This window comes from Arthrobacter bambusae (assembly GCF_030812595.1).
GTDB lineage: Bacteria > Actinomycetota > Actinomycetes > Actinomycetales > Micrococcaceae > Arthrobacter > Arthrobacter bambusae_B.
This window is the reverse complement of sequence record NZ_JAUSSZ010000029.1, coordinates 1-10,241: the sequence shown is the minus strand read 5'-3', so window position 1 is coordinate 10,241 and position 10,241 is coordinate 1. Positions and strand designations below refer to the sequence as shown.

The window sequence follows — 10,241 nt, the reverse complement described above, 5'->3', positions numbered from 1 at the left end:
GGCGCCTGCTCAAATTTGGCTCCGGTTAGCGCACGGAGGTCCGCGCCGCCCCCCAATATGACGGCGCGGACCAAGATGAGCTTAGGTATGGCGAACGCCTATTAGGTGGCGAGTTTCCCTAATTAGGTGGTGATTTTGCCGAAATTGAGTGGTGGGGTGGTCTCCGGCGGTAGGTACCAGGCGTAAACCCCGACGGCGGCACTCACGCGAGTGCCGCCGTCGGGAGCCAGCGCCGCGTGCGCGAGAGGGACGCTCGCTCACCTTTGGCCGGAAAACAGGGAACCCTCCTGCAGATCGATCTGCAGGAGGGTTCCGCCATTTGGCGTTGTATGTGACCGGGCGTCGGGTTAAACGGCGTTGTATGTGAGCGGGCGTTACAGGCCGAGTTCGGCTTTCAGGGCTGCTACGTGGCCTTGGGCCTTGACCTGGTACTGGGTCAGCTTGACCTTGCCTTCGCCGTCGAGCACTACGGTGGAGCGGACCAGGCCGTCAACCACTTCGCCGTCCACGAGCTTCTCGCCCCAAGCACCGTAGGCCAGGGCCACTGCGTGGTCTTCGTCGGAGAGGAGCGGGAAGGTCAGGGAGAAGTCGCCGGCGAAGTGAGCGATCTTTTCGGGCGCGTCAGGGGAGATGCCCAGGACTTCGTAGCCGGAGGACTGGAGGCTGGACAGGCTGTCGCGGAAGTCGCAGGCCTCGGTGGTGCAGCCAGGGGTGGCAGCTTCGGGGTAGAAGTACACGATGACGTTGCGCCCGCGGTAGTCCGACAGGGAAACCTTCTGGCCCTCGGAGTTAAGCAGTGCGAAATCGGGGGCCTGGGTTCCGGCGAGGAGTTTCTGGGTCATGTTGCGATCCTTGACTTGTCGGGCAACCGCCGTGGCCGGCGATCAATCTATAGGTGTAACGGGCTGCCTAGATGCAGTATTCCGCGGGTCCGCGGACTGTGGAGCCTGGTCCGGGCACGAACTGGTAGCCGCCTCCACGCACTGTGGCGATGACATGGCGGGCTGAGCCCAGCTTGCGCCGGACGCGTCCAACATACACGTCGATGGACCGAAACGCCGCGCCGGGACAGTCAAGTGACTCCAGAAAACGTTGCAATTCTTCACGTGGGATGGGACGGGACAGGTTTTCCACGAGGTAGCGGAGGAGACTGTGTTCCATCGGGGTGAAGCTGACCGGGACACCGTCCAGGAGGACGGTGTCCGCGGCCAGGTCCACTGCCACGCTGCTGCGCCGGCCCGCCGTTGCGAGAGGCGGCTTGACCGCAGCGGGGCGGTTTCCGGCGTCGGCCGCCTCCGGCGGAGTGCCGCCGTCGGACGCGTCAGACACCGAAGCGTTGGACGTTGCTGCTCCGGCGACGGGCCAAAGGAGGACTTCCGCCTCCGGAGCAAGTTTGCGTGCCCGGGCCAGGACCGCTTCAGCGGCCCGGGCCCAGACACGGGGGTCGATGTCTTGGCCCTCGCCGGGCTGCACCCACACGGCCAGGCCGCGCGGATGCAATGCCGGGCGTGGCTCCAAGTCCGGCCGCGGCGCAGGCTGGTGCCGCGAGGCGTTGAGCCTTACGGGCAGCTTCCCGTACGGGGCATGGACGTTGACGGCCATGGCAGCCTTATACGCCGCCGCGGCGAATCAGCTTGCCGCTGGGCGTGCGGCCGTCGATCTCGTTGCCGCGCAGGTACGTTTTGCGTACGACGCCGGAGAGGGCCTTGCCGTCGTACGGCGTGATCGGGTTCTTGTGCTTGAGCTTCTTGACGTCGACGACGAACGCGTCGTCGGGCGCGAAGATCGAGAAATCAGCGTCGTAACCCAGCGCCAGCTGGCCTTTGTTGTGCAGTCGGGCCAAGGCTGCCGGCTTCTCGGACATCCAGGACACGACTTGTTCCAGCGGGATGCCTCGGTGCCGGGCTTCGGTCCAGATCAACGAAATCCCGAGTTGAAGGGAGGAGACGCCGCCCCAGGCCACGGCGAAGTCGCCATTTTCGAGGTCTTTCAAGTCAAGGGTCGACGGCGAGTGGTCCGAGACGATGCAGTCGATCGTCCCGTCCTGAAGGCCTTGCCAGAGCAGCTCGCGGTTGGAGGCTTCGCGGATGGGCGGGCAGCACTTGTAGGCGGTGGCGCCGTCGGGGATCTCCTCGGCCATGAGCGTGAGGTAGTGCGGGCACGTCTCAACGGTGAGGTGGACGCCGTCGCGCTTTGCCGAGGCGATCATGGGCAGGGCGTCCGACGACGAGAGGTGCAGGATGTGCGCACGGGCGCCGGTCCAGCGGGCACGCTCGATGACCTCGGCGATGGCCTTGTTCTCGGCACCACGCGGGCGGGAGGCCAGGAACGTGGAGTAGTGCGCGCCTCCGGGGTGCGGCGCGTGGTCGATCGCGTGCGAGTCCTCGGCGTGCACGATCATGAGGGAGTCGAAGGACTTGAGCTCGGCCATGTCCTCTTCCATCTCGTCCGCTTCAAGGTGCGGGAACTCGTCCACGCCCGAGTGGAGCAGGAAGCACTTGAAGCCGAAGACGCCCTCGTCGTGCAGCGGGCGCAGGTCCTTCTTGTTGCCCGGGATGGCGCCGCCCCAGAATCCGACGTCCACGAAGGCCTGGTCCTCGGCGACTTCGCGCTTGAGCTTGAGGCCCTCCACGTTGGTCGTGGGCGGGATGGAGTTCAGCGGCATGTCGATGATGGTAGTGACGCCGCCTGCTGCTGCGGCTCGCGTGGCGGAAGCGAAGCCTTCCCACTCGGTGCGGCCGGGCTCGTTGACGTGCACGTGGGTGTCCACGAGGCCGGGAATGAGGGTTTCGTCGTCGGCGAGTTCAATCACCTCGGTGCCCTCCAGTCCGTTCCCCAAAGGTTCGATCGCGACAATCACGCCGTTTCGGACGCCAACTTCGCGGGCGGTGATGCCCGCGGTGGTGAGGATTCGCTGGCCTCGGATGACCAGGTCAAACGGGCCGTGTGCTGTGGTGGTTTCTTCAGACATGGAGTTGCTCCTTGGTCTCGGTTCGCGCTGCGTCTTGGGTCGGTGCCGATTTTTCAGAGAGGCGCACGCCGATGTGCTTACCCAATTCTTCGAGCAGCGGCCCTGCCTCAGCTATACATTTCTCTACATTGGATTCGAGGTCGGTCAAGGCGTGCACCGACTCGAAACCGGATTCCGAAAGTTGTTCCTGGCTCAGCGTACTGCGGCCGCACACGGCAATCACCGGGGTCCCGGAACGGGCCGCCGCCCGCGCCACGCCCATGGGCGTCTTGCCGAGCAGGCTCTGTTCATCCAGGCTGCCTTCGCCGGTAATCACCAGGTCCGCACCGGCCAGCCGCTGCTCCAGTTCAGTGAATTCGAGGACGACGTCGATTCCGGGCCTGCGCGCCGCGTTCAGCGCCGCGATGGCAATGTAGCCGACGCCGCCTGCCGCTCCAGCCCCCGGAGCTGTGGCCGCGTCCTGGGCTCCGGAACCCGTTTCGTCGGCGAGGACCTGTACGAAGTTGGCCAACGCCGCGTCGAGCGAGGCGACGTCGTCCGGCGTCGCGCCCTTCTGTGGGCCGAAGATCGCGGCGGCGCCGGTGCGGCCCAAAAGGGGATTGTCGACGTCGGACGCCAGGACGAATTCTGTGGCTTCCAAGCGGACGTCGAAGTTCGAAAAGTCGATATGGTCCAAGCGGGCCAATGCCGCGCCACCGCCGGGCAGTTCGTTGCCGTCGGCGTCGAGCAATACGGCGCCGAGGCCTTGGAGGACACCGGCGCCGCCGTCAGTGTTGGCACTTCCGCCGACGCCGAGGATGATGTGCCGGCAGCCGAGGTCCAGGGCGGCGCGGATGAGTTCGCCCGTGCCCTGGCTTGTGGAGTTCCGAGCGGTTTCGGAGTTCGGAGCTGTGCCATCGGCGAAGCCCGACAGGACTGCGAGGCCGGACGCCGCCGCCATCTCGATGACGGCCTCCGTGCCGCGGACGGCGAATTCGGCGGTGACCTGCTGCCCCGTGGGTCCGGTGACGGTGGTGCTCCGGCGGGTGAAGCCGGAGCCGACGGCGGCGTCGAGAGTCCCCTCGCCGCCGTCGGCCACTGGAATGAGCGTGGTCTCGATCGCTGGATCGCCGGGCTGGCTGGCGTCGAAGCCGGCCTGCAGTCCGGCAGCCAAGCGGCTCGCGACCTCGGGGGCCGACAACGATCCCTTGAACTTATCCGGGGCTATGACCACGCGCATTCCGTACTTCCTTTTCGTTGCTTGTCGAGGACTAGTCCAGCAGGGCGATGATCGCAGTCGGGGCGTCCTCGCCGCGCTCGGCCAGTTCTTCGAACTCGTTCACGCCGTTGATTTCAACGCCCATGGAGATGTTCGTGACCTTTTCCAGGATCACTTCAACCACCACGGGAACCTTGAACTCGTCCATGAGTGCCTTGGCCTTGTCGAAGGCGGCGGGCAGATCGGACGGGTTCTCCACGCGGATCGCCTTGCAGCCCAGGCCTTCGGCCACCTTGACGTGGTCCACGCCGTAGCCAGCCGTGTTTGCCGACAGGTCAGTGGAGTTGATGTTCTCGAACGCCAGGGAAACGTTCTGTTCCATGTTGAAGCCGCGCTGCGACTGGCGGATCAGGCCCAGGTACGAGTTGTTCACCACCACGTGGATGTACGGCAGGTTGAACTGCGCGCCCACGGCCAGCTCTTCGATCATGAACTGGAAGTCGTAGTCACCGGAGAGGGCAACAACGGTCTCGTCGGGCTTGCCGCGAACGACGCCGAGCGCGGCCGGAGCGGTCCAGCCCAAGGGGCCAGCCTGGCCGGCGTTGATCCACTTGCGCGGGCCGAAAACGTGCAGCAACTGCGCGCCGGCGATCTGCGACAGGCCGATCGTGGACACGTAGGTGGTGTCCTTGCCGAATGCCTTGTTCATCTCTTCGTACACGCGCTGCGGCTTGATGGGCACGTTCTCGAAGTGGGTCTTGCGCTGCAGGGAGCCCTTGCGGGCGGTGCAGTCCGCAACCCAAGCGGAGTAGTCCGGCAGCTCTGCTGCGGCTTTGCGCTCACGGGCGATCTCCAGCAGCCCGTCCAGCGCCGCACCGGCGTCGGACGCGATGCCGAAGTCCGGCGAAAACACGCGGCCGATCTGCGTGGGCTCGATGTCGATGTGCACGAACTTGCGGCCGGCCGTGTAGGTGTCCAGGCCGCCCGTGTGGCGGTTCGCCCAGCGGTTGCCGATCCCGATCACGAAGTCCGAGGCCAGCATGGTCTCGTTGCCGTAGCGGTGGCTCGTTTGGAGGCCCACCATGCCGGCCATCAGCTCGTGGTCGTCCGGGATGGAGCCCCAGCCCATCAAGGTGGGGATGACGGGAACGTTCAGGATCTCTGCCAGTTCAACCAGTTGCGCGGCGGCACCGGCGTTGATGATGCCGCCACCGGCAACGATCAGCGGGCGCTCTGCTGCGGTGAGCATGTCCAGTGCTTTTTCCAGCTGCTTCCGGCTGGCCTTGGGCTTCTCGACGACGAGGGGCTCGTAAGCGTCGATGTCGAATTCGATTTCCGCCATCTGCACGTCGAAGGGCAGGTCCAGCAGGACCGGGCCCGGGCGGCCGGAGCGCATCAGCTGGAATGCCTTCTGGAACGCGCCGGGAACCTGGCCCGGCTCCAGGATGGTCATGGCCATCTTGGTGACAGGCTTGGCGATGGACTCGATGTCCACGGCCTGGAAATCTTCCTTGTGCAGCTTGGCAACCGGGGCCTGGCCGGTGATGCAGAGCATGGGGATGGAATCTGCCCAAGCGGCATACAGGCCGGTGATCATGTCGGTACCTGCGGGGCCCGAGGTGCCGATGCAGATACCGATGTTGCCATCCGCTGCGCGGGAGTAGCCGTCGGCCATGTGGCTGGCGCCTTCGACGTGGCGGGCCAGGGTGTGGCGGATTCCGCCGTGGGCCCGCATGGCCGAGTAGAAGGGATTGATTGCCGCGCCTGGCAGGCCGAACGCCTCGATGGCGCCTTCCTTTGCCAAGATGGCGACGGCTGCGTCAACAGTGCGCATCTTCGTCATGGTGTGCTCCTTGAAAAGTCTGTTTTGGGGTGTGCTGAGGGAGCCGCCGTCGTGAAGTACGACGGCGGTTGCCCGGTTGTGCTTGTTGTCGCGCCTTGGCGCGGTGGCTTTACTTGCGGCCGCTGAGTTGAAGGACCTGCTTGAAGAGTCCCGAGTGGTCGAGTCCGCCGTCGCCCTGGTTGACAGTGGCGGCGACAAGCTGTGCGACGACGGCGCCGAGCGGGATGGCCACGTTGGCTTCGCGGGCTGCGGAGGTGACGATGCCGAGGTCCTTGTGGTGCAGGGCCAGGCGGAAACCCGGGTCGAAGTTGCGGTCAAGCATCTTCTGGCCCTTCTGGTCGAGGACTTTGGAGCCGGCCAGGCCGCCGCCGAGGACCTTGAGGGCCGCGTCGGTGTCTACGCCATAGGCCTCGAGGAATGCGATGGCCTCGCCGAGGACCTCGATGTTGACCGCGACGATCAGTTGGTTGGCTGCCTTGACGGTCTGGCCGGAGCCGGAGGGGCCGACGTGGACGATGGTCTTGCCGACGGCGTTGAGGACGTCCTGTGCGGCGTCGAAGTCTGCTGCGTCGCCGCCGACCATGATGGACAGGACGGCGTCGATGGCGCCCTGTTCGCCGCCGGAAACGGGGGCGTCGAGCGGTCGGATGCCGGCAGCCTTGGCGTCTGCAGCGAGGCGTACTGCGACGTCCGGGCGGATGCTGCTCGCGTCGATCCAGAGGGCGCCCTTCTTCGCGTTGGCGAAGACGCCGGCCTCGCCGCTGACTACGCCCTCGACGTCGGGGGAGTCCGGCACCATGGTGATGACGACGTCGGCGTCCTTGACGGCGTCGGCGATGCTCGTGGCGCCCTTGCCGCCTTCGGAGACGAGTTTGTCGATCTTGTCCTGGCTGCGGTTGAAGCCGGTGACGGTGTGTCCGGCCTTGACCAGGTTGATGGCCATGGGCAGGCCCATGATTCCGAGTCCGATGACTGCAACGTTGCTCATTGTGATTCTCTTTCTGAAAGTCTGCGTTTTAGCTCAGGTGTGCTGAATTGCCTAGTGTGAGGTGGCGCGCTGGCGGATGGCCCAGCTGAAGGCCGTTTCCTGCGGTTCCTTGTATTCGAGGCCGATGTAGCCGGCGTAGCCGAGTTCGCGGCTGCGGGCGATCCATTCGCCGAGGGGAAGTTCGCCGGTTCCGGGGGCGCCGCGGCCTGGGTTGTCGGCGATCTGGATGTGGCCGAAGTCCTTGGCGTGGTTCTCGATGACGGCTGCGACGTCGTCTCCGTTGACCGCCAGGTGGTAGAAGTCGGCGAGGAGTTTGACGTTGTCGACGCCGGATTCTTCCTTGACGCGGGCGATGACCTTGAGCGCGTCTTCGGCGGTGAGGAGCGGGTACTTGGGTGCGCCGCTGACAGGCTCGAGGAGGACGGTGCCGCCGATGCGGGCGACGCCTTGTGCGGCGCTGACCAGGTTCTCGGCGCCAATGGCGTCCTGCTTTTCCGCCGATTCGCCGTCCACGCGGTTGCCGTAGAGGGCGTTGAACGCCGTGCAGCCGAGGCGCTCGCCGATGCCTGCAACGACGTCGATGTTGTCCAGGAATTCGGAAGAGCGGGCCGGCCAGGAGACCAAGCCGCGATCGCCGCCGGGCATGTTGCCGGCGTTGAAGTTCAAGCCGGTGAGCTGAACGCCAGCGTCTTTGATGGCGTTCTCGAACTCGGTTACCTGTGCGTCCGACGGCACGGAAGTCTCAAAAGGCCACCAGAATTCGACGGCGTCAAAACCGGCAGCCTTCGCGGCTGCAGGGCGCTCGAGCAGGGGCAGCTCCGTCAGGAGGATGGAGCAGTTCACTGTGTACGTCATCGTAGGTGTCCTTCCGGGGGAGGGCTTGGGATCCATCTTCCTCAGCGTTTCCGCCTTGTGGAATTTAGATTCTGCTTTATGAAAAGTTTAGAGAAGGCCGGGGTGTGAGTCAAGGGGCGTTCGGAGGGGTGGATCGAGCGAGGATCAATTTGGGTTGTCCTGAGCATAAGGAGGAGTTGCGTTTCCATCTACGTGTTGCCACGGTTCCGTCTACGTGTTGCCACGTTTGACCACTGAGATTGGTCGAGGGCACCACTTAATTCGTCGTTTTCAACACTGAGACGCCATTTTCGCCCTTAGGGTTCCTGTACCGGTTCCGAACTCGGATCCGAACCACGGAAGACTTTGGGGGATTCATGAAGAAGCGCGTATCGATTGCTCGGAAAGGCCTTGCTGCAGCCTCGGCCTTCGCGGAGGTAGCGGATCAAAATGCTCCACTGCCTGTCTGAGCTTCACGCGGCTCGACGAGCGACTCCGGGCCGGCGTCGGTACAACTGGATCAGTTGCGTCTTGTTCATCGTCATCGTGGTCGCTCTCTTTGCCGCTGGCGCGCCATTTCCCATCTTTGTTGCCTTCTTTTGCGTTGTTCTCGCCCTCGACGTTGCCCTCGCTGTCACCTGGGCCCGCCGAGATTCCTTGGCGGCCTATCGCCTAACAGTGCGCGAACCCTAAATTCCACCTTTGGGTGGATTCCCCTGCTCGCTTCAACTTGATCCGAAGAGGTAATGGATGGACAACTCGAATGGTCCAAGCGAAAAAGTGTGGACGTCACGCGTCGGAAGGGCTGGGCTCTTGACGATCATTCTGATGTTTGTAAACAACAGTTGGTGGACTGGCAGAAATTCAGTTCGGGAGGCACTTACGGTCGCCCTCGCTTTTGCCCTATCGCTTGGCTTCGTAGCCCTATCCGACGTTGCAAGCAGCTGGCTCCGGGCCCGTCAGAAAAGGTGAATTGGGTGTCCATTGATCTCGGGCGCGGAGGTCGCAGCCACTGGCGTCACCTCTCTACGTGCTCACCCTCGATTTACACTGAGATGCGCCACCGACCACACGGAGATTGCTCGATTCCACACTGAGATTCCGGTTTCCCAGCACTGAATTTCGGCTTTTTTACACTGAGACGGCTTTTTCGCCCTTAGCCTTCCCGTATCAGTTTCGATTTCAAATCGGGACCACAGATCGATTGGGGGATTCATGGAATATCGCGGCTTGATCGCTCGGGAAGACTTAGCGGCAACGCCCGCCCGTGCGACTGCGATCCCGGACCCAGGAAAGGTTCCGAGAATGATCTTTTCATCAGCTATTCGCAGCACGGCCACTGCGTGCGTGCTCGCATGTGTCGCTGGCAGCACTATTGTCGGGCTTCTTCACGAACCGAAGACCGCACCGCTTGCCTGGACCTCATTGGCTGTCGGCGCGGCTGCTCTGGTCCTTGTCCTCGCAACGAAGCGAAGTCCGAAGCGCGATGCTGGTCTGTTCGCGGTCAGTGGGATGGGTAGTGGCGTCTTCATCGCGGCGTTAACCGTTGGCCTCCCCGGCTCGCTTCCGACATGGCTTTGGACGATCGGCGCGATCTGTCTTGGAACCATGTCTCTCGTCGTCGATGCTGAGGCGTCCCAAGGCAACTCCGTCAGTCGTCTCTAGGACCGGCGATGGGAACGCTGTTCGTTCTCTCGCCGGGGCTTGCGTTGGTCATGTTCGTGGCGCGCCTGATCCGGGGCCGGGAACGGGCTCCCCCGTACGTGGAGTGAAGGACTCGCTAGCCGCGAGCCCGGATTCGTTCGGTGTGATCGGCTCAGGGTGGAGAACATGTTCGATATTCATGTCTGACCAGAAGAGCGATCGGAATTCCAAGACCGACCAGTAATTGAGAATGGGGAATCGAATGAAAATGGTTAGGAATGCAAGGAAGGCAGTGGCGGCAGGAGCACTGACGGCTCTTATGGCAATTGGGGCTGCGTCGGGAGCGCAGGCCACTAGTGCATCGGGCACGTCGTATTTCGATAACGGGCAGCCGATCACGGCAAATATGTGGATCCAGTCGGTTTCAAATGGCGGTTGTGGGAGTTTTTCCTCGTCGGCGGTGATGAACGTATCACCCAATTGGATCCGCAATACGACATCGTTCTACCAGTACGGAGTTGGGTCTATCAGTATCAAGGGTGTCAACGTATCGGGATCGGGAACCAACAATCCTGCGACACTTCAGTGGACCAATAGTAACGGTGCTCGTGGATCCTATCTGAGCGGCACAGTCTGCATGGGGTGGGGTGCCTTCTACCTAGGTGCGGATGTGGCGGCCACCGCTTACTACTACGGTAATTTGCGCACTGCTTCCGCTCGGGTATAACGAAGAGATCGGCACTGCAGTAATGACAAGAAGCCT

9 protein-coding genes and 1 pseudogene are annotated in these 10,241 nt (G+C 63.4%); 2 read left to right on the top strand and 8 right to left on the bottom strand.

Annotated elements, in window-relative coordinates; all coding sequences use genetic code 11:
* Nucleotides 1-374: 374 nt before the first annotated feature.
* The 7 genes and pseudogenes from bcp to J2S96_RS19925 all read right to left on the bottom strand — a co-directional run bounded on the left by bcp (nt 375) and on the right by J2S96_RS19925 (nt 7,855).
* Nucleotides 375-842, bottom strand: a complete 468-nt coding sequence (gene bcp, locus J2S96_RS19955) for a thioredoxin-dependent thiol peroxidase (RefSeq protein WP_306867584.1) — start codon at nt 840-842, stop codon at nt 375-377.
* A 67-nt stretch (nt 843-909) separates the two neighbouring features.
* Nucleotides 910-1,602, bottom strand: coding sequence for a winged helix-turn-helix domain-containing protein (locus J2S96_RS19950; RefSeq protein ID WP_306867581.1), 693 nt, complete (start codon nt 1,600-1,602; stop codon nt 910-912).
* Nucleotides 1,603-1,609: 7 nt separating this feature from the next.
* The gene (gene allB / locus J2S96_RS19945; RefSeq protein ID WP_306867578.1) at nt 1,610-2,971 is read right to left on the bottom strand and encodes an allantoinase AllB; all 1,362 of its coding nucleotides are present in this window, start codon (nt 2,969-2,971) and stop codon (nt 1,610-1,612) included.
* Nucleotides 2,964-4,190: a glycerate kinase gene (locus J2S96_RS19940; RefSeq protein ID WP_306867575.1), complete on the bottom strand. Its 1,227-nt coding sequence runs from the start codon at nt 4,188-4,190 to the stop codon at nt 2,964-2,966. Before J2S96_RS19940 ends, allB begins: the two co-directional genes overlap by 8 nt.
* A gap of 31 nt (nt 4,191-4,221) precedes the next feature.
* Entirely contained in the window at nt 4,222-6,012 is a 1,791-nt protein-coding gene (gcl, locus tag J2S96_RS19935) for a glyoxylate carboligase (protein ID WP_306867572.1), read from the bottom strand.
* Between the two features lie 109 nt (nt 6,013-6,121).
* A pseudogene (locus J2S96_RS19930) lies at nt 6,122-7,009 on the bottom strand (2-hydroxy-3-oxopropionate reductase); the annotation flags it as partial.
* Between the two features lie 42 nt (nt 7,010-7,051).
* Entirely contained in the window at nt 7,052-7,855 is an 804-nt protein-coding gene (locus J2S96_RS19925; RefSeq protein ID WP_306867570.1) for a hydroxypyruvate isomerase family protein, read from the bottom strand.
* 510 nt (nt 7,856-8,365) lie between these two features.
* On the opposite strand from J2S96_RS19925, the gene J2S96_RS19920 reads away from it, so the two are divergent.
* Both J2S96_RS19920 and J2S96_RS19915 read left to right on the top strand, forming a co-directional pair.
* Nucleotides 8,366-8,527 carry a hypothetical protein gene (locus tag J2S96_RS19920; RefSeq protein ID WP_306867567.1) on the top strand — a complete coding sequence of 54 codons (162 nt, stop codon included), beginning with the start codon at nt 8,366-8,368 and terminating at the stop codon, nt 8,525-8,527.
* Between the two features lie 612 nt (nt 8,528-9,139).
* Complete coding sequence (locus J2S96_RS19915; RefSeq protein WP_306867564.1) at nt 9,140-9,499, top strand: hypothetical protein; 360 nt, start codon at nt 9,140-9,142, stop codon at nt 9,497-9,499.
* Between the two features lie 48 nt (nt 9,500-9,547).
* On the opposite strand, the gene J2S96_RS19910 is transcribed toward J2S96_RS19915, so the two are convergent.
* Complete coding sequence (locus J2S96_RS19910) at nt 9,548-9,970, bottom strand: hypothetical protein (RefSeq protein WP_306867562.1); 423 nt, start codon at nt 9,968-9,970, stop codon at nt 9,548-9,550.
* Nucleotides 9,971-10,241: the final 271 nt, after the last annotated feature.

Excerpts from the sequence above, each read along its gene's own strand:
- bcp (WP_306867584.1), bottom strand. The coding sequence starts at position 842 with ATGACCCAGAAACTCCTCGCCGGAACCCAGGCCCCCGATTTCGCACTG.
- allB (WP_306867578.1), bottom strand. The coding sequence starts at position 2,971 with ATGTCTGAAGAAACCACCACAGCACACGGCCCGTTTGACCTGGTCATC.
- J2S96_RS19950 (WP_306867581.1), bottom strand. The coding sequence starts at position 1,602 with ATGGCCGTCAACGTCCATGCCCCGTACGGGAAGCTGCCCGTAAGGCTC.
- J2S96_RS19925 (WP_306867570.1), bottom strand. The coding sequence starts at position 7,855 with ATGACGTACACAGTGAACTGCTCCATCCTCCTGACGGAGCTGCCCCTG.
- J2S96_RS19940 (WP_306867575.1), bottom strand. The coding sequence starts at position 4,190 with ATGCGCGTGGTCATAGCCCCGGATAAGTTCAAGGGATCGTTGTCGGCC.
- J2S96_RS19915 (WP_306867564.1), top strand. The coding sequence starts at position 9,140 with ATGATCTTTTCATCAGCTATTCGCAGCACGGCCACTGCGTGCGTGCTC.
- gcl (WP_306867572.1), bottom strand. The coding sequence starts at position 6,012 with ATGACGAAGATGCGCACTGTTGACGCAGCCGTCGCCATCTTGGCAAAG.